The sequence below is a fragment of the Mycobacterium bohemicum DSM 44277 genome, assembly GCF_001053185.1.
In the GTDB taxonomy this organism is placed as follows: Bacteria; Actinomycetota; Actinomycetes; order Mycobacteriales; family Mycobacteriaceae; genus Mycobacterium; species Mycobacterium bohemicum.
Genome location: NZ_CSTD01000001.1, coordinates 738,333 through 756,459 on the forward strand (window position 1 = coordinate 738,333; position 18,127 = coordinate 756,459).

Annotated in this window: 15 protein-coding genes and 1 pseudogene; 8 read left to right on the top strand and 8 right to left on the bottom strand. The window is 70.7% G+C overall.

What is annotated here, in order from left to right; all coding sequences use genetic code 11:
* Positions 1-260 precede the first annotated feature (260 nt).
* The 4 genes and pseudogenes from BN971_RS24430 (at position 261) to BN971_RS26570 (ending at position 6,333) form a co-directional block, all read left to right on the top strand.
* The gene (locus BN971_RS24430) at positions 261-1,004 is read left to right on the top strand and encodes an FAD-dependent oxidoreductase (RefSeq protein ID WP_249262718.1); all 744 of its coding nucleotides are present in this window, start codon (positions 261-263) and stop codon (positions 1,002-1,004) included.
* Between the two features lie 41 nt (positions 1,005-1,045).
* Positions 1,046-1,891 carry an SDR family oxidoreductase gene (locus tag BN971_RS03675; protein WP_085182421.1) on the top strand — a complete coding sequence of 282 codons (846 nt, stop codon included), beginning with the start codon at positions 1,046-1,048 and terminating at the stop codon, positions 1,889-1,891.
* A 56-nt stretch (positions 1,892-1,947) separates the two neighbouring features.
* On the top strand, positions 1,948-4,287 hold the full coding sequence (locus BN971_RS03680) for a phosphoketolase family protein (protein WP_090349801.1): 2,340 nt from the start codon (positions 1,948-1,950) through the stop codon (positions 4,285-4,287).
* A 188-nt stretch (positions 4,288-4,475) separates the two neighbouring features.
* Positions 4,476-6,333, top strand: a pseudogene (locus BN971_RS26570) (serine/threonine-protein kinase PknD).
* A gap of 28 nt (positions 6,334-6,361) precedes the next feature.
* On the opposite strand, the gene BN971_RS03695 reads toward BN971_RS26570, so the two are convergent.
* Complete coding sequence (locus BN971_RS03695; RefSeq protein ID WP_085182460.1) at positions 6,362-7,675, bottom strand: cytochrome P450; 1,314 nt, start codon at positions 7,673-7,675, stop codon at positions 6,362-6,364.
* A gap of 73 nt (positions 7,676-7,748) precedes the next feature.
* Here BN971_RS03695 and BN971_RS24435 point away from each other — a divergent pair, with 73 nt between their 5' ends.
* A complete protein-coding gene (locus BN971_RS24435; protein ID WP_169718640.1) occupies positions 7,749-8,771 on the top strand; it encodes an AraC family transcriptional regulator in 1,023 nt (340 codons plus the stop codon).
* Between the two features lie 35 nt (positions 8,772-8,806).
* The gene (locus tag BN971_RS03705) at positions 8,807-9,565 is read left to right on the top strand and encodes a CPBP family intramembrane glutamic endopeptidase (RefSeq protein ID WP_085182418.1); all 759 of its coding nucleotides are present in this window, start codon (positions 8,807-8,809) and stop codon (positions 9,563-9,565) included.
* 6 nt (positions 9,566-9,571) lie between these two features.
* On the opposite strand, the gene BN971_RS03710 is transcribed toward BN971_RS03705, so the two are convergent.
* The 7 genes from BN971_RS03710 to modA all read right to left on the bottom strand — a co-directional run bounded on the left by BN971_RS03710 (position 9,572) and on the right by modA (position 16,284).
* The gene (locus BN971_RS03710; RefSeq protein WP_085182417.1) at positions 9,572-10,600 is read right to left on the bottom strand and encodes a zinc-binding alcohol dehydrogenase family protein; all 1,029 of its coding nucleotides are present in this window, start codon (positions 10,598-10,600) and stop codon (positions 9,572-9,574) included.
* Positions 10,601-10,657: 57 nt separating this feature from the next.
* Complete coding sequence (locus tag BN971_RS03715) at positions 10,658-11,695, bottom strand: alanine and proline-rich secreted protein Apa (RefSeq protein ID WP_090349804.1); 1,038 nt, start codon at positions 11,693-11,695, stop codon at positions 10,658-10,660.
* 65 nt (positions 11,696-11,760) lie between these two features.
* Positions 11,761-12,864, bottom strand: a complete 1,104-nt coding sequence (locus tag BN971_RS03720) for a sulfate/molybdate ABC transporter ATP-binding protein (RefSeq protein WP_085182415.1) — start codon at positions 12,862-12,864, stop codon at positions 11,761-11,763.
* Between the two features lie 39 nt (positions 12,865-12,903).
* Complete coding sequence (locus tag BN971_RS03725; RefSeq protein WP_085182414.1) at positions 12,904-13,089, bottom strand: hypothetical protein; 186 nt, start codon at positions 13,087-13,089, stop codon at positions 12,904-12,906.
* Positions 13,090-13,100: 11 nt separating this feature from the next.
* Positions 13,101-14,555 (bottom strand): NAD(P)/FAD-dependent oxidoreductase, encoded by a 1,455-nt coding sequence (locus BN971_RS03730; protein ID WP_085182413.1) that lies wholly within the window; start codon positions 14,553-14,555, stop codon positions 13,101-13,103.
* Between the two features lie 160 nt (positions 14,556-14,715).
* Positions 14,716-15,510 (bottom strand): ABC transporter permease, encoded by a 795-nt coding sequence (locus BN971_RS03735; protein ID WP_090349806.1) that lies wholly within the window; start codon positions 15,508-15,510, stop codon positions 14,716-14,718.
* Positions 15,511-15,513: 3 nt separating this feature from the next.
* Positions 15,514-16,284 (bottom strand): molybdate ABC transporter substrate-binding protein, encoded by a 771-nt coding sequence (gene modA / locus BN971_RS03740; RefSeq protein WP_085182412.1) that lies wholly within the window; start codon positions 16,282-16,284, stop codon positions 15,514-15,516.
* A gap of 166 nt (positions 16,285-16,450) precedes the next feature.
* Between modA and BN971_RS03745 the strand changes: the two genes are divergently transcribed.
* Positions 16,451-17,155, top strand: coding sequence for an SDR family oxidoreductase (locus BN971_RS03745; RefSeq protein ID WP_170322127.1), 705 nt, complete (start codon positions 16,451-16,453; stop codon positions 17,153-17,155).
* Between the two features lie 48 nt (positions 17,156-17,203).
* Entirely contained in the window at positions 17,204-18,121 is a 918-nt protein-coding gene (locus BN971_RS03750; RefSeq protein ID WP_085182458.1) for an LLM class F420-dependent oxidoreductase, read from the top strand.
* Positions 18,122-18,127: the final 6 nt, after the last annotated feature.

Genomic DNA, 18,127 nt, shown 5'->3' on the forward strand with positions numbered 1-18,127 from the left:
CCCGCGATCCGGGTGAGCGGGTCCCACGCCATCTCGACGAGCGGGCCGGGCTCCCGCTTGGCGGTGGACGGCTCGGGGACAATAGTTGTCATTGCGATTTTCCCGTCTGAAGTGACTTCTCAAAGCGCCCGACCCGGTAGGTGACCTACCGCGTCCGGGCGCGCTGAAATCCGGCGGCCACGACGGCCCCTTGCGGGAGAGCCTGGACCGCTGCGGTGTCCGCGGGGAACTGCGCCGCGTGGTCGACCGGTTTCTCGCCGGTGTCCTGCTCGACGACACCGGGTCCACCTCGAACGCGTTCAGCCTCTTGCTGGCCCGCATGTTCTTCCTCGCGGCGCCCGGCCTGCCCGCCGAGGGTATGCGGGGCGCTGCCGCGCCAGCTCGCCGCGGCACTGGATGGCCGAATCGCGCTGAGCCACAAGGCAACTCGCATCGAACTTGACGGCCGCCGCTGGCGGGTCAGCGGGCCCGGCGCCGCCGTCGTCGCCTCGCACGTCGTGGTGGCCGCCGATCCGGTCGCCGCGGCCGCGCTGACCGGACAACCGGCGCCACCGACGCACGCGGTGGTCACCGACTGGTGGGCCGCCGACGAGCCGCCGTCGACCCTGCCCATCCTGTGGGTCGACGCCCGGCCCGGCCCGCCGGGTCCGGTGCTGAACACCGCCGTCATCAGCGCCGCCGCCCCCACCTACGCCCCACCCGGACGCCACCTGATCAGCGCGTCGGCGCTGCCGGCCCCCGACGGGACGCCGCCGGCGGAGGAAGTGACCCGGCGGCACGCCGCCGACATCCTCGGTGCCGACGGCCGGCGGTGGGAGTTGTTGGCACGCCACGTCATTCGGCACGCCCTGCCGGCCCAGCCGCCCCCGTTGCGCGTCCGGCGCCCGGTCCGGCTGCGCGACGGCCTGTGGTGGTGCGGCGACCACCGCGACACCGCCTCCATTCAGGGGGCGCTGGTCAGCGGGCGGCGCACCGCGGAAGGGGTGCTGCGCTCGGCGCGCTAGCCGCCTACAGTTGACACCCGTCAACTCGAGAGGGGACCGCAATGGCAGACAGCGCACTGGGCGGCAAAGTCCGCGACAAGGTCGTCGTCATCACCGGCGGCGCGCGCGGGATCGGGCTGGCGACCGCGACCGCCCTGCACAACCTGGGGGCCAAGGTCGCGATCGGCGACGTCGACGAGGTGCGGGTCAAGGAGACCGGCACGTCGCTGGGCCTCGACCTCTACGGCAGGTTGGACGTGACCGACCGGCAGTCGTTCTCGGAGTTTCTCGACGAGGTCGAGCGCCAGCTCGGCCCGATCGACGTCCTGGTCAACAACGCCGGCATCATGCCGCTCGGCCGTGTGGTCGACGAACCGGACGAGGTCACCCGGCGCATCCTGGACATCAACGTCTTCGGCGTGATCCTGGGCAGCAAGCTGGCGGCCCAGCGGATGATCCCCCGCGGGCGGGGGCACGTCATCAACGTCGCCTCGCTGGCCGGCGAGACCTATATCCCCGGCGCGGCCAGCTATTGCGCGAGCAAGCATGCGGTGGTCGGCTTCACCGACACGGCCAGGCTCGAATACCGCACCACCGGCGTGAAGTTTTCCGCGGTGCTGCCGACGTTCGTCAACACCGAGCTCATCGCGGGCACCTCCGGGGTGAAGGGGTTCAAGAACGCCGAGCCGAACGACATCGCCGACGCGATCGTGCGCCTGGTGGCCAAGCCCGTTCCGCGGGTGCGGGTCACCAGGGCGATGGGCGCGTTGGTCGCGTCGGCGAAGTTCATGCCGCGGTCGGTGGCCGAGAGCGTCAACCGGATGCTCGGCGGCGAGCGGTTCTTCGCCGACGACGTCGACCTCGAGAAGCGCAAGGCCTACGAGGCGCGCGCCCGCGGCCAGGAATGAGCTGAGCGTGGGCCGGCCCGTTGTCCAACACTCGCCGTTCACCGGCGCTGTGGACAATGGGCCGCGTGACCTCGCCGACGACTGAACCCCCGACCCTGAGCGACGACGAACTCGACCTGATCGACGCCTACTGGCGCGCGGCCAACTACCTTTCGGTCGGGCAGATCTACCTGCTGGACAACCCGTTGCTGAGCGAGCCGCTGACGGCCGAACACGTCAAACCGCGGCTGTTGGGGCACTGGGGCACCACGCCCGGGCTCAACCTGATCTATGTCCACCTGAACCGGATCATCCGCAACCGCGACGCCAACGTCATCTTCGTCACCGGTCCCGGCCACGGCGGTCCCGCGCTGGTGGCCAACGCCTACCTCGAGGGCACCTACAGCGAGGTGTACACCGGCATCGAAGAGGACGCCGAAGGACTGCGAAAGCTGTTCCGGCAGTTCTCTTTTCCCGGCGGCATCCCCAGCCACGTGGCGGCGCAGACGCCGGGATCCATCCACGAGGGCGGCGAGCTCGGCTACGCCCTGGTGCACGCCTACGGCGCCGCCTTCGACAACCCGGACCTGGTGGTGGCCTGCGTGGTCGGCGACGGCGAGGCCGAGACGGGTCCCCTGGCCGCCGGCTGGCATTCCAACAAGTTCCTCAACCCCGTGACCGACGGGGCGGTGCTGCCGATCCTGGCGCTCAACGGCTACAAGATCGCCAACCCGACGGTCCTGGCCCGCATCCCGCACCCCGAACTCGAGGCGCTGCTGCGCGGCTACGGCTACCGCCCGATCACCGTCGCCGGTGACGACCCGGCCGACGTGCACCGGCAGCTCGCCGCCGCGCTCGACGACGCCTTCGACGACATCGCCGCCATCCAGGACGCCGCCCGGCGGGGCACCCGGACCGAGCGGCCGGTGTGGCCGATGCTCGTGCTGCGCACCCCCAAGGGCTGGACCGGGCCGAAGGTGGTCGACGGCAAGAAGGTCGAGGGCACCTGGCGCGCGCACCAGGTCCCGCTGGCCGAGACCCACGACAACGCCGAGCACCGCGCGCAGCTCGAGGAGTGGCTGCGCAGCTACCGGCCCGAGGAGCTTTTCGACGCGTGCGGCAGCCTGCGGCCCGAGCTGCTGCTGCACGACCTCGACCTGCCCGACTTCCGCGACTATGCCGTGCCGGTGTCGCGTCCCGCCGTCGAGACGCACGAGGCCACCCGCCTGCTGGGCACCTTCCTGCGGGACGTGATCGCGCGCAACTCCGACCGGTTCCGGCTCATGGGTCCCGACGAGACCGCGTCCAACCGGCTGGACGCCGTCTATGGCGCGACCGACAAGGCGTGGATGTCCGAGATCGGGCCCGACGACGAGCACCTCGCGCCCGACGGCCGCGTGATGGAGGTGCTGTCGGAGCACCTGTGCCAGGGCTGGCTGGAGGGCTACCTGCTGACGGGCCGGCACGGGCTGTTCAACTGCTACGAGGCCTTCGTGCACATCGTCGACTCGATGTTCAACCAGCACGCGAAATGGCTTGCCACCAGCCGTGATCTGCCGTGGCGACGGCCGATCGCCTCGCTGAATTACCTGCTGAGCTCCCACGTGTGGCGACAGGACCACAACGGCGCGTCGCACCAGGACCCCGGCTTCATCGACCTGGTGGCCAACAAGCGGGCCGAGATCACCCGGGTGTACCTGCCGCCGGACGGCAACACCCTGCTCTCGGTGGCCGACCACTGCCTGCGCAGCCGCCACTACATCAACGTCATCGTCGCCGGCAAGCAGCCCGCCCTGGCCTACCTCGACATGGACCAGGCCGTCGCGCACTGCGCGCGCGGCCTGGGCATCTGGCAGTGGGCGAGCACCGCTGCCGGCGAGCCCGACGTGGTCCTGGCCTGTGCCGGGGACATCCCGACGCTGGAGACCCTCGCCGCCGCCGACATCCTGCGCCGCGAACTGCCCGGCCTGGCCGTCCGCGTGGTCAACGTCGTCGACCTCATGCGGCTGCAGCCGGAATCCGAGCATCCGCACGGGCTCCCCGATCGCGAGTTCGACGCGCTGTTCACCCGCGACAAGCCGGTGATCTTCGCCTACCACGGCTACCCGTGGCTGATCCATCGGCTGACCTATCGCCGCACCAACCACGCCCGCCTCCACGTGCGCGGCTTCAAGGAGCGCGGCACCACGACGACGCCGTTCGACATGGTGATGCTCAACGACCTGGACCGCTTCCACCTGGTCATGGACGTCATCGACCGGGTCGACGGGCTGGCCGGCCGTGCCGCGATGCTGCGCCAGCGGATGATGGACGCCCGCCTGGCCGCCCGCGCCTACACCCGCGAACACGGCGAGGACGACCCGAGCATCTCCCATTGGACCTGGGAGTCGAGCGAGCGGAGCGAGCGTAGCGAGTGACGGGAGCGAGACGACCCATTGGATCTGGGATCCGGAGTTCTCCGGCGACCCGGTGCGTGGCTGACGACCGTTCCAGCCCAATTTTTGCTGTGAGTTGGCTCACCAAGCTCTACCGTTACAGCTGACGGACGTCGGACGGCGGGGTCAAGGCAGGGGTCCCGGGGCATGGGATGGGTGATGAGTCGGCGATGAGCGACACCACGATGGGGTCGCGTACCGGGGCCATGTTCGGGCATTATCGGCTGCTGCGGCTGCTCGGCCCGGGTGGATTCGGCGAGGTGTATGAGGCCGAGGACACCTCGCTGCACCGCCTCGTGGCGCTGAAACTGATTGCCGCGCCGTACTCGCACGATCCGGTGTTCCGCGAGCGGCTCTTTCGCGAGGCCCAACACGCGGCGCGGTTGCATGACCCCCACGTGGTGCCGATCCACGGGTGCGGGGAAATCGACGGGCAGCTCTACATCGACATGCGGCTGATCAAGGGCATCACCCTGCACACCCTGCTGGCGCACGAAGGGCCGCTGGACCCGCCGCGGGCGGTGGCGATCGTGCGCCAAATCGCCTCGGCGCTGGATGCCGCTCATGACAATCAGGTGGTCCACCGCGACGTCAAACCCGCCAACATCCTGATCACCCGCGACGACTTCGCGTGCCTGGTGGATTTCGGCCTGGCCAACGCCGCGGGCGAGGCGAAGCTGACCAGTGTCGGCGCCGCCATCGGCACGTTCGCCTACATGGCCCCGGAGCGGTTCAGCAACGCCGACGTGACCTTCCGGTCCGACATCTACGCGCTGGCGTGCGTGCTGTATCAATGTCTGACCGGCTCCACGCCGTATCCCGCGGACGATATGCCGGCGTTGGTCGCCGCGCACCTCAGCGCGCCGATCCCGCGCCCCAGCGAACACCGGCGCGACCTGCCGGCCGGCCTCGACGACGTCATCATGCGAGGCATGGCCAAAGATCCCGCGCAGCGCTATGCCAGCGCCGGAGATCTGGCCCTGGCCGCCGGCCACGCCCTGACGGGCCCCGACCAAGACCGCCTCGAAACGGTCCTCGTCCACACCCGAGCCGCCACATCCCCCGGCCGATCGAGCCCTGTCGACGAGCCCACGTGGGACCCCGCGATGATGGCAACGCCGACGCGATCGGTCCATGCCGAGACGATGCCGGACAGACAACAGGCCAAGCCGTCGAGGGCTCGACGGATGGGCCGGGCGATCAGGTTGAGCAGCGGCAGGCGGCGGCTGGCGATCGCGGCCGGCGCCGCCACCGCCGCCCCCGCCTCCGGTAGCCAAGCCGGCCCAGGCGGTGCTGGCGGACGGCGTCTCCGATCCCCGGGGTGTCGCGGTGGACAGCAACGGCACCGTCTACGTCGCCGAGAGCGGCAACGACAAGGTGGTGGCGTTGGTTCCGGGATCGACCCCGACGGCGCTGCGGTTCACCGGCGCGCGCGACACGTTGGGGATGGCCGTGGACAGCAAAGGCACCCCCTACGTCACGGACACCGTCAACAACCAGGTGTTGGCGCTGCCCGCGGGATCCACCGTTCCGACGGTGCTGCCGTTTGCCGGCCTGGACTATCCATCCGGTGTCGCGGTGGACACCAACGACACCGTCTACGTCACCGACACGGGTAACCACCGGGTGCTGGCATTACGAGCGGGATCCGCAACCCAGAGGGCGTTACCGCTCACCGGAATGCCCGATACAAGCGGAGTGGCGGTGGACGGCCAAGGCACCGTCTACGTCACCGACACGCGCAACAATCAGGTGCTGGCGCTGCCCGCGGGAGCTACCACCCCGACGGTGCTGCCGTTCGCCGGGCTGCGGTATCCGACGGGTGTGGCCGTCGACAGCAAAGGCACCGTCTACGTCACCGACTCGAACAACCACCAGGTGCTGGCGCTGTCCGCGGGGTCCACCACCCCGACGGTGCTGCCCTTCACCGGCCTGAAGAGCCCCTGGGGCGTGGCCGTGGACGGTAAAGGCACCGTCTACGTCACCGACTCACAGAACAACCGGGTGGTGACGCTGCCGGCGCCGTAGCCAGCTGACCCGTCTGACCGGCGAGCGCTCAGTTCCGCCGGACCCGCACCGGCACCGACGTCGGGCCCTGCAACGACGGCGTCGTTCCCCACCGCACGGACCCGGCCAATTCCAGGCCGTCGACCTCGTCGAGCAGGTGGTCGACGGCCGTGATGGTCTCGAGTCGCGCGAGGTGTGCGCCCAGGCAGAAGTGCAGGCCGTGGCCGAAGGCCAGGTGCCCGGTGGTGTCGCGATGGATGTCGAACCGGTTGGGGTCGGCGAACTTGGCCGGGTCGCGGTTGGCCGATGCGTAGAACAGCACCGTCTTCGCGCCCTTGGGGATCACCGTGTCGCCGATCCGATACGGGGCCATCGCCGATCTCGTCACCCACTGGACCGGGGAGCCCCAGCGCGCGGTTTCCTCCACCGCGGCGGGCAGCAGACTGCGGTCGGCCTTGAGTTCGGCGAACAGCTCGCGGTCCTGCGCCAGGCGCACCAGCAGCATCCCCAACAGGTTGGTCGTGGTCTCGTTGCCGGCGACAAGCAGGATCAGGGCGTAATTGAACGCCTCGTCGGCGGTGAGCTCCCCCGCCACGGTCGCCGCGTGCAGCCTGCTCAGCAGGTCGTCGCCCGGTTCGACCGCGCGGCAACGCATTTCGGCGTCGATGAAGCTGCGCATCTGCACGTAGGACTGAGCGACCGACCCGACCAACCGGGCGACCTCCGGAATCGACCGCGGGGTGAATGCTTGCGCGAACTTGTCCGAAATCGTCCGAAACGCCTGCCAGTGAGCCCGTGGAACGCCGAGGATCGACGCGATCACGTTGATCGGCATCGGGACCGTCAGCGCGGCCACCAGGTCCACCACCCCGCCGGCGGTCAGCTTGGCGATCGACTCCGCGGCCAGGTCGCGGATGTCGTCCGTCCACGTCTGCACCGCCCGTTTGCTGAACATGGGCGCCGTGATGTGGCGCAGCCGGGTGTGTTCGGGCGGGTCGGCGGTCAGCACGACGCTGGACACGAACGAGCGCAGCATCACACCGTCCTTCGACGAGAACACGGCGTTGTTGCGCACCGCGGCGTGCACGTCGTCGTGGCGCCCGATCATCCAGACACCGAGCCGCTCGTTGACCACCACCGGGTGCTCGCGGATTCGGTCGAATTCGGGGTACGGGTCGGCGATGCTCTGCGGAAGCGTGGGGTCGAACGTCGTGCGCGGCACCGATGCCGCCGTCGAGCGCGGCCGCGGCCGGCGCAGGTCGCGGTAGGCGCCGGTCGCGATCGGCCGCCAAATGTCGGCCACGGAACTGCGGGCCGCGGACGCGATGGCCCTTGGTGGCGGCCTGAGGAGATCAGTCGGCATGCCTGTGACGGTAGGGCCGCCGGGCGGCCCCGAGAATGACCGAACCGGACAGATACTTGATAGTTTCGGACACGTGCCCGCCGTCGCGCCGAACTGGGACATCGCGCGCTCCCCGGCGCCCAGCCGGTACATCCTGGAAACCGCGCGGGGGCGCGGAGTCGACGACGCGACCTGCCTGGCCGGATCGGGGTTGACACCACAGCAGTTGGCCGATCCCGCGACCGAGGTGCGCGCAGCCCAGGAGCTCACCATCATCCGCAACGTGATCGGGCGGCTCGGCGACCAGCCCGGCCTGGGCATCGAGACCGGCGCGCAGTACACCTTCGCCGACACCGGCATCCTGGGCTACGCCCTGTTGTCCAGCCCCACCGTGCGCGACGCGATCGACGTCGCCTGCCGCTATGCCGCGCTCACCACCACGTATCTGAACGTCGCCGCCCCGGAGGTCACCAACAACGAAGCGGTCATCGCGTTCGACGACGCCCAGGTCCCCCCGGATGTCCGCCGGTTTCTGCTCGAGCGCGACTTCGCGATCTTCCTGCGGCTGCTGCCGTCGCTCATGGGCGGCATCGAGGTGCCGACGACGCTTCGGCTGGAGGTCGCGGACCTGCAGCTGCCGGCCAGTCTGGTGGAGATGGACAATTTCACCGTCGTCGTCGAGAACACCGCGCGCAACGCGCTCATCGTCCCGGTGGCCCTCGTCACCGCGCCCATGCCCGCGGCCGACCCGCAGACCGCGGCGATCTGCATCCGCCAGTGCGAGGAGCTGCTGAACCGGCGGCGCACCCGCCGTGGCATTTCGGCGTCGATCCGGATGCGGATGATCCAGGACTCGACCCAGATTCCCTCGATGGCCACCGTCGCCAGGGAACTCTGCATCACCGAGCGCACGCTGCACCGTCGGCTGGCGGCCGAGGGAACCAGCTACCGCGCGCTGCTCGACGAGGTCCGGGCCACGCTGGCCGCCGAACTGCTGAACTCGGGTCTCGGCGTGGAGGAGACGGCGCGCCGGTTGGGATACTCGGAGACCGCCGCGTTCACCCGGGCGCACACCCGGTGGAACGGTTGTCCGCCCAGCGTGCGGAAACGCGGCTGAGGGTGCGGCTCGCGGCGCGCAGGTAAACTTGCCGGATGCTCGATGCGCCCGCCGTCGCCGACCCCCATCCGGTGGTCACGCAGCTGTCGGCGTTGCACCGGCTTCGCGTGCACCTGGACCTCGCAGTCGTCGTGGTCGCGTTGGTGCTGACCAACCTGGTCGCCCACTTCACCACGCCGTGGGCGAGTGTCGCGATCGTTCCCGCGGCCGCCGTCGGGCTGGTGTTCCTGATGCGGGCCAACGGCCTCGACTGGGTGGACCTCGGCCTGGGGCGCGAGCACTGGAAGTCGGGCCTGGGCTACGCGCTGGTCGCCGTGGCCGTCGTGGCGTCGGTGATCGCCGCGGGCGTGCTGCTCCCGGCGACCCGGCCGATGTTCCTGAACCACCGCTACGCGACCGTTTCCGGCGCGCTGCTGGCCTCGATGGTCATCATTCCCCTGCAGACGGTCATTCCCGAGGAACTGGCGTTCCGGGGGGTGCTGCACGGCGCGCTGCACCGGGCCTGGGGGTTCCGCGGGGTCGCACTGGCGGGCTCCCTGCTGTTCGGCCTGTGGCACGTCGCCACGTCGCTGGGGCTGACGAGCAGCAACGTCGGCTTCACCCGGATCCTCGGCGGCGGGATCGTCGGCATGCTGGCCGGCGTGATCGGGGCCGTACTGGCCACCGGGGCGGCCGGGTTCGTCTTCAGCTGGCTGCGCCGGCGCAGCGGCAGCCTGATCGCGCCCATCGCGCTGCACTGGTCGTTGAACGGGCTGGGCGCCCTGGCCGCCGCGCTGGTCTGGCACCTGTCCTAGAGCCGGTCAGACCAGCAGGACCGCGGCGCCGGCGATGCGCCCGGCGCTGAGGTCGCTCAAAGCCCGATCCGCTTGCGACAGCGGGTATTCCGGCGTGGTCACCTCGATGTGATGGCGGCCCGCAAACTCGAGGAAGGCCCGGGCGTCGGCCCGCGTGTTCGACGTCACCGACCGGACCTGGCGCTCCTGGAACAGGTGGCGCTGGTAGTTCAGCGTCGGGATGTCCGACAGGTGGATCCCCGCGATCGACAGGGTGCCGCCGCGGTCCAGCGCTTCCAGGGCGGGCAAGACCAGATCGCCCACCGGCGCGAACAGGATGGCGGCATCGAGCGGCACCGGCGGCGGATCCGCGGCGCCCTGGGCCGACGCCACGCCCAGCTCGAGCGCCAGCTTGCGCGCCTCCTCCCCGCGGGTCATCACGTGCACCTCGGCGCCCTGCGCCAACGCAACCTGGGCGGTGATGTGGGCGCTACCCCCGAAGCCGTACAACCCCAGCCGCCCCCCCGGTGGCAGCTCGGCGCGCAGCAGCGACCGGTATCCGATGATGCCGGCGCACAGCAGCGGCGCCAGCTCGGTGTCGCTGTAGCCGGGTGGTAGGTGGTGCGCGAAAGCGGCCGGCACGGTGGCGAATTCGGCGTAGCCGCCATCGGCGTCCCAGCCGGTGTAGCGGGAGTGCGGGCACAGGTTTTCGTTGCCCCGGCGGCAGTACGTGCACACGCCGCAGGTGTGGCGCAGCCAGGCGATCCCCACCCGGTCGCCCACCCGGAACTCGTCCCCGGCCTGCGCGCCGACCTCCACGACCTGCCCCACCACCTCATGGCCGGGCGTCACCCGGTCACGGTGCACGGGGAGGTCTCCCTCGGTGACATGCAGGTCGGTGCGGCACACCCCGCAGGCGCGCACGGCCACCAGCAACTCCGACGGCTCCGGGCGCGGCACCTGGGCGGTGACCCGTTCGAGCGGGTCGGTGCTCATCGGTCCCGGCCGCCGCACCCGCCAGGCGCGCATCGTCCCGGCGCTCGACCCCGGTGTCATCGGTCCATCATGCCGTGACCGATCAGGGACGCAATGGATGAGGCGCTCCCAGGCGTGTTACGCCGGGAGGGTCCGCTGTGGCGTCGTGCTGGGAGTCGGGGTGACCTCGCCCGCGGGCGCCGGGGCCGCGGGCGCCGGGGCCGGCGGCGCGGCGGGCGCTCCCGGGGCCGGCGGTGCCGGTTGACCGGGCTGAGCCGGCGGTGCCGGCTGACCGGGCTGAGCCGGCGGGGCCGGCTCTCCGGGCGGGGCCGGTGGGGCCTGCCAGGGCTGGATCGACTCGGCCAGCGCCTTGGCCGCCCCCTTGTCCACCGGGTCGTTCGCGGTGCCGAGCCACACCACGAACCAGCGCTGCGGCGGGCCCGCGCTCGGCGAACTGCCCGCGGGCGTGCCGACCACGCCCGTCCAGATCTGGCCGTTCGGCTTGGTCGCGTCGGTGAACTTGACCTCGTAGAAGGACGCACTGCCCGTGATGCCGTTGGCGCCGGTGAGCGGGGTGGTCTCCTGGTTGATCCGGGTCCCCGGGTAGGGCAGGAAGAACTCGCCCATGTCCGAGCCCAGCCGCACGGCGGCCTTGGCGTTGTTGGGTTCGGCGCTGGCGTAGAGCTTCTGGTCCAGGCGGCCCATCACGATCCGGGTGTCGTTCGCGACCGGCGGCGGCTGGCCGGGCGCCGGCGGCTGTCCCGTGGTCTTGCTGAGCAACTCGGAGCCGTAGTCCAGGTGCGACGCGTCCGACTCCACCCAGCCGGGGGGCAGCACGAAGCTGAACCCTCCGACGCCGTTGCCGATTCGCCCGGCGTTGGGGTCGACGGGCGGCGGCGGGGGCGCATTGGGATCGATCGGCGGCGGCGGGGGCGCATTGGGATCGGCCGGCGGCGGCGGTGCCGCGTTCGGGTCACCGGGCTGCGGTGACGGCGGGGGCGCGGTGGTGGTGGCGGGCGGTGGTGCCGTCGCGGTGGTCGAGGGCCCCGGGGCCGGATCCGCGTTCGAGTTCGCCGGAAACGCGATGCCGGCGGCCGAGGCTCCGGTCACCGCGGCGATCGCCAGCGACGCCCATAGTCCCTTGCGGCGAGTCGAATTCGGGTCCACCTGGTCCATGGCGACGAACCTACCGTGTTACAGCTGTGACGCAAGGGTGCCGTGCGGACGGATGACGATGCGTTTCAATGCCGCACCGGGTGCAGCGTCACCTCGTGGGCCTTGACCGACAACCAGGCCCGCTCGCCCGGGGTCAGCCGCAGCTCCGCCGCGGCGTCAAGGGTGATCTCCGCGGCCAGGCCGGGCGCGCCGTCGGGCTGCGGATCACCGCGAACCAGAACCGCGGGCCCACGCACGTCGAGCTCCGACACCGTGACCTCCACGGTGTTGCGGGGACTGCCGTGGGGCAGTTCGCGGTACACGGCGACGGCCGTCGGCGGGAACACCGCGACCGCGCTGTCCCCCGGGGTCAGCCGGCTGTCCGGGGCCGCGTGCCAGCGCGCGCCGCCGCCCGTGAGCAGCGCGCCGTCGTCGCCGATGGTGCCGTTGACCAGGTTGAGGCCCGCGATGCGGGCGCCGAAGTGACTGCGCGGCGCGGCGAGCACCTCGGCCACCGGCCCGCTCTCGGCCACCTTGCCGCGCTCCAGCACCAGCACCCGGTCGGCCAGCGCGAACACGTCGAGCAGGTCGTGGGTGACCAGGACGGTCGCGCAGCCGGTGCGGGCGACCGCCGTGCGCAGCACGCCGCGCACGGCCGCCGCCGCGGCCACGTCCAGGCCGCTCAGCGGCTCGTCGAGCAGCAGCACCTCGGGTTCGGTCGCCAGCGCACGCGCGATCGCCACCCGCTGTGCCTGCCCGCCGGACAGCTCACGCGGCTTGCGGCCGGCGAACCCCTCGGCGTCCACGGCCCGCAGCCACCGCAGCGCCTCGCCCCTGTCCCGGGCGCGCCCCCGGCCGAAGGAGCGCAACGACCTGCGTCGGCTGTGCGGGCCGAAGGCCACGTTGGCCGCGACGCTCAGGTGCGGGAACAGCAGCGGATCCTGCAGGAGCAGCGCGACCCGGCGATCGTGCGTCGCCACGTCCACCCCGGCCGCGGTGTCGGTCAGCACGCGGTCCCCCGACCGCACCGTTCCCTGATCGGGGCGGAGCAGCCCGGCGATGACGTGCAGCGCGGTCGACTTGCCGGCCCCGTTGGGTCCCAGCACCGCGAGCACCTCGCCCGCGGCCACCGAGAACTCCACGTCGAACCCGCGGTCGGCGACGGCGGCGCGGACGCGTAACTCGGTCATGGTCGGTCAATTGTCACCCGACGGCCGAGCGGTCCCGCGTCAGCGGTGTCCGCTGAAGATGATCCGCATCATCTTGACGTTGATGTGGGCGAAGCGCCACGCCTGCAGGAGCAGGCTCTGGCGCTTCCGCAGCGTCGCGCGGGTGGGAAGCGGGGCGTCGGCGATGCGTTCGGCGGTGCGGACGTTGGCGTCCGAGTCGATGCCGTCACTGCCGGTGGTGTCCATGGACGCGCCTTTCACTCGGGGATCAGCCACCAGAACGGCCTGGCCTTGGCCTTGTAGATGAACAGGTAATGCAGCAACAACTTGATCCAGTGGCCGGCGAGGCCGAGCTCGCCGGATGTGCCGGCGATGTCGCGGCCGGTCTGCGGGTACCGAGCGGGATCGGGCACCACCGGAAACATGGTCATCGCGGCGGCCGAGCCCTCGCGCAGGCCGGTGCCGGCGGATGCGACGCACGCGGCGCCCATGGTCGCCATGGAGGCCCGGTGGGCCGCGGCTCCGGGGTGCTTGATGCGGTCGCGGATGGTCTCGGCGACCGTCTTCGCCATGATGCCCGACGGCATCCCCGTGCGGGGCGGGCTGGGCGTGATGACCGTCCCGTTGGGGCTCTTGCGCGGCTTGGAGATCGGATGCGGCGGCGCAAACGCGATGCCCGGCGCGAAAATGTTCGGATAGGCCGGGGACTCATAGGTGTGCGGCCAGTCCGCGGCGGACCACTCGTCGTAGGGCTTGCCCGAGTAGTCGGCGTCGACCTTCAAAAAGCCCGAGGGAGCGAACAGGACGGACGTGATGTCCTTGCCGTCGTTGTCGTAGGCGGCGAGCGCGACGCCCTTGAACGGCGGCAGCAGCATCGCGAAGTCGAAGTCGAGGTCGCGCTCCTGGCCGTCGAGCTGCTCGTACCGCAGCTTGCCTTCCATCACCTCGTGCACGGCGGCCTGCGTGATGGCCTTGACGCCACGCTCCCGGAACAGCGACTCGGTCCAGAGCTGGCTGGACTGCACGAAGCCCTTGTCGACGAAGCTCATGCCGTCCACGCCGAAGTCACCCAGTTCGTACTCGTTGGTGAAATAGACGATCTCGGCGAGGTCGCGCACGCCGGCCGCGCGCAACGCATGTTCGACGTTGAAGGTGTATTCGAACGCCGCGCCTTCGCACGTGCAGGTGCCGTGCCCTACGCCGACGACGAGTCTCTGCCGTTCCCCGGCCTTCAGCCTGGCGATGACGCGATCGAGCGCCCTGGCCGCCTCGACGGCGTGGTCGGCGGTGCACACCGAATACGAATGCCCGCCGGGTCCAAGGCCGGGTGTGGCCGCGAAGTTCAACTGCGGGCCGGTGGCATTGATGAGGTAGTCGTAGGTCAGCGAGCCGCTCCGGCCGCTCTGCTCCTCGCTTGTGTAGACGAAGTCCACCGACGGTGCAGACTGCTCACCCGTGCCCTCGGGACGGATCGCGACGGCCCGGGCCTGGTGGAAGACGATGCCCTTGCGGTCATAGATCGGCTTGAGCGGAATCAGCACCTTGCCGGCTTCCATCCGGCCGACGCCGACCCAGATGTTCGACGGGATCCAGTTCCAGTCGGCGTTGGGCGACACCACGACGACTTCGTGCTTGCGGGGTAGCCATCGGCGCAGATGCAGCGCGGCGGTGTGCCCCGCGATGCCGGCGCCGAGGATGACGACTCGTGCCATGGAAGCTCCTCGGTTGGACAGACCGGCCGCAGCGGTAGTGCGGCTCTCGGACCGGCCCCCATGATACCCCCAGGGGTATCAGATCGAAAGGCGCCTCAGCCGATGTCCACGGAGTTCACAGCGGGCGCCCAGAGGATTTGGGTCACCAGTTGCGGGCCGGCTACCTGACATCGGTCCCCGCCAGCCGCCGCGCGCCCAGACCCAGCACCACCAGGGCCGCCACCATCACCAGCAGCAGGGAAAGCGCCACCGCGGCGTCCGGATCGCTCACCCGCTGCAGGTAGATCTCCAGCGGCAGAGTCCGGGTCACGCCCTGCCGGGACCCGGCGAACGTCAGCGTCGCGCCGAACTCCCCCAGCGCGCGGGCGAACGCCAGCACCGCGCCCGACGCCACCCCGGGCAGCAGCAGCGGCATGGTCACCCGCCACCACACCGTGCCCGGCCGGGCCCCGAGCGTCGCCGCCACCACCTCCAGATCGGCTCCCGCGGTGCGGGCGGCCCCTTCGAGGGAGATCACCAGAAACGGCAGCGACACGAACGTCTGCGCCAGCACCACGGCGGTCGTGCTGAACGCGATGGAAATACCGGCGGCCTCCAGGTAGCGCCCGAGCAGCCCGAGCCGGCCGAACGCGTAGAGCAGCGCGATCCCGCCGACCACCGGCGGCAACACCAGCGGGAGCAGGATCAGCGGGCGCAGCAATCGCACCAGCCGGGTGGGACCGCGCGCCAGCACCAACGCCATCGGCACGCCCACCAGGACGCACAGCGCGGTGCTGGCGGCCGCGGTCTTCAGGCTCAGCAACAGCGCCGTCATCGACGAGGTGCTGGTGATCAGCGACCAGAAATCGGGCCAGTCGACCTTGACTGCGATCGCCACCAGGGGCAACAGCACGAAGGCGGCGCCCACGGCCGCCGGCAGATACACCCAGCGGGGCAGGTCCGTCGGCCGCGGCACGGTTCAGGGCTTGGCGAAGCCGGACTGGGAAAGGATCTTCTGACCGGTGTCGGAGGTCACCAGGGTGACGAACTTCTGCGCCAACGCCGGCGCCGGCGCCTTCTTGAGCACCCCGATCGGGTAGACGTTGACCGCGCCGGCGGCCTCCGGGAAGTTGACCGTCGAGACCTTGTCACCCGCGCTGATCGCGTCGGTGACGTACACCAGCCCGGCGTCGGCCTGCCCGCTGGTGACCTTGGTGAGGACGTCGGTGACGTTCGGTTCCTCGCTGACCGGGCGCAGATGCACCCCGGTGTGGTCCTCGACCCGTTGTGTGGCCGCCCCGCACGGCACCGGCCGCTGGCAGGTCACCACGCTCAGCCCCGACGTCGCGAGGTCGCCGAACGACGCGACGTGCTTCGGGTTGCCCGGCGCCGTGACGATGACGAGAGTGTTCGACGCGAAGTTGGTCGGGCCGCCGGCCAGGAGTCCGGCCCTGGCCACCGTGTCCATCTGCGCGGTGTCCGCGGAGGCGAAGACGTCGGCCGTGGCGCCCTGGGTCAGCTGGTTGGCGAGATCCGAGGACCCGGCGTAGTCGAAATCCACTGCGGCGCCCGGATTTTCGGCGGAGAACTCCGTCGCCATCTTGGAGAACGCGGGCTTGAGCGAGGCCGCGGCGAACACCACGATCGATCCGGCCGGCGGCGAGGGCCGGGACGGTGTCGAACGACAGGCCACCATTCCGGCCGGCAGCATCACGAGCACCACACCGGTCAGGAGCCCGATCCCACGCATGCGTGAACGTTAGCGCGTGCGGCCGCGGCTGTGGACGACGTCCCGCTGCGCGCCGACGGTCGCGAATAGTTACCGAAATGTCTGCGCGACGCGACGCGTCGAGTTTCGCCGAATAGCTACTGTCCAGTAACATTGACCGGGAACAGAGCCGGGTGAAGCGCCAGGTCTGGTTCAGCGTCGAGCACGAGGAGGTCAAGCAGTGGACGTGCTGGTCACCGGGGGGGACACGGACTTGGGGCGGTCGGTGGCCGAGGGGTTCCGCGATGATGGTCACAAGGTGACCCTCGTGGGCGCGCGGCGCAGCGATCTGGAGATCGCCGCCAAGGAGCTCGACGTCGACGCGATCGTGTGCGACACCACCGATCCCGCCAGCCTCGAGGAGGCCCGCGGACTGTTCCCCCACCACCTCGACACCATCGTCAACGTGCCGGCCCCCACCTGGGACGCCGGCGATCCGCGCGCCTATTCGACCGCCGACACCGCCGCCGCATGGCGCCACGGGCTCGACGCGACGGTGCTGTCGTTGGTGCTGACCGTGCAAACCGTCGGCGACCACCTCCGCTCCGGTGGCGCGATCATCAGCGTGGTCCCCGAGAGCCCGGCGGCCGGTAGCGCCGACGCCGCGATCAAAGCCGCACTCTCCAACTGGGTCGCCGGGCAGGCCACGGCCTTCGGCACCCGGGGCATCACGGTGAACGCGGTGGCGAGCGGCCGCAGCGTCCAGGCCGGCTACGACGGCCTTTCGGGCACGCCGCCCACGGTCGCCGCCGAGGTGGCGCGGCTGGCGCGGTTCCTCACCACCCCCGCGGCCCGCCACATCACCGGCCAGACGCTGCACGTAAGCCGCGGCGCCCTGTCCCACTTCGCCTGACCCGGCCCAGGCGCGCGCCGCGCGCCGCGCCGCTCTACGGTGGACGGCGTGGCTATTCGACTCGGTCTGCAGATCCCCAACTTCTCCTACGGCACCGGGGTGGAACAACTCTTCCCCACCGTCATCGCCCAGGCCCGCGAGGCCGAATCGGCAGGATTCGATTCGATTTTCGTGATGGACCACTTCTACCAACTGCCCATGCTGGGCTCGCCCGATCAGCCGATGCTGGAGGCCTACACCGCGCTGGGTGCTCTCGCGACGGCCACCGAGCGGGTGCAGCTGGGCACGCTGGTGACCGGCAACACGTATCGCAACCCGACGCTGCTGGCCAAGATCATCACCACGCTGGACGTGGTGAGTCAGGGCCGGGCGATCCTGGGCATCGGCACCGGCTGGTTCGAGCTCGAGCACGACCAGCTGGGCTTCGAGTTCGGCACCTTCACCGACCGGTTCAACCGGCTCGACGAGGCGCTGCAGATCATCGTGCCGATGATCAAGGGGGAACGAGCGACGTTCTCGGGCAAGTGGTACCGGGCCAGCGAGGCCTTCGCGAATCCCCGCTTCCGCGAACACATTCCGATGATGATCGGCGGCAGCGGCGAAAAGAAGACCATTCCACTGGCCGCGCGACACTTCGACCACCTCAACGTGATCGCCGGCTTCGACGAGCTGCCGCGCAAGTTGGAGGTCGTGCGGCGCTGCTGCGACGAGGCCGGCCGCGACCCCGCGACGCTGGAGACCAGCATGCTGATCACCGCCCTCGTCGACGACAACGCCAAACCCGACCAGATCCCCGCCGAGATGGCTCAGCGGATGGTGGTCGGCAGCGCCGCGTCCGTCGCCGACCAGATCAAGACCAAGGTGCTCGACGCCGGAATCGGCAGCGTGATCGTCAACCTGCCCTTCTACACCCCCGGCATCGTGACCGCCGCGGGCGAGGCGCTGCGTCCGCTCTTCGACGCTTAGCTGGGC

What these genes read in the sequence shown, in the direction of transcription:
- BN971_RS03675 (WP_085182421.1), top strand. Translation starts at nt 1,046, where the DNA reads ATGGCAGACAGCGCACTGGGCGGCAAAGTCCGCGACAAGGTCGTCGTC.
- BN971_RS03715 (WP_090349804.1), bottom strand. Translation starts at nt 11,695, where the DNA reads ATGGACCAGGTGGACCCGAATTCGACTCGCCGCAAGGGACTATGGGCG.
- BN971_RS03725 (WP_085182414.1), bottom strand. Translation starts at nt 13,089, where the DNA reads ATGGACACCACCGGCAGTGACGGCATCGACTCGGACGCCAACGTCCGC.
- BN971_RS03730 (WP_085182413.1), bottom strand. Translation starts at nt 14,555, where the DNA reads ATGGCACGAGTCGTCATCCTCGGCGCCGGCATCGCGGGGCACACCGCC.
- BN971_RS03710 (WP_085182417.1), bottom strand. Translation starts at nt 10,600, where the DNA reads ATGACACCGGGGTCGAGCGCCGGGACGATGCGCGCCTGGCGGGTGCGG.
- BN971_RS03680 (WP_090349801.1), top strand. Translation starts at nt 1,948, where the DNA reads ATGGGCCGCGTGACCTCGCCGACGACTGAACCCCCGACCCTGAGCGAC.
- BN971_RS03705 (WP_085182418.1), top strand. Translation starts at nt 8,807, where the DNA reads ATGCTCGATGCGCCCGCCGTCGCCGACCCCCATCCGGTGGTCACGCAG.
- modA (WP_085182412.1), bottom strand. Translation starts at nt 16,284, where the DNA reads ATGCGTGGGATCGGGCTCCTGACCGGTGTGGTGCTCGTGATGCTGCCG.
- BN971_RS03720 (WP_085182415.1), bottom strand. Translation starts at nt 12,864, where the DNA reads ATGACCGAGTTACGCGTCCGCGCCGCCGTCGCCGACCGCGGGTTCGAC.
- BN971_RS03695 (WP_085182460.1), bottom strand. Translation starts at nt 7,675, where the DNA reads ATGCCGACTGATCTCCTCAGGCCGCCACCAAGGGCCATCGCGTCCGCG.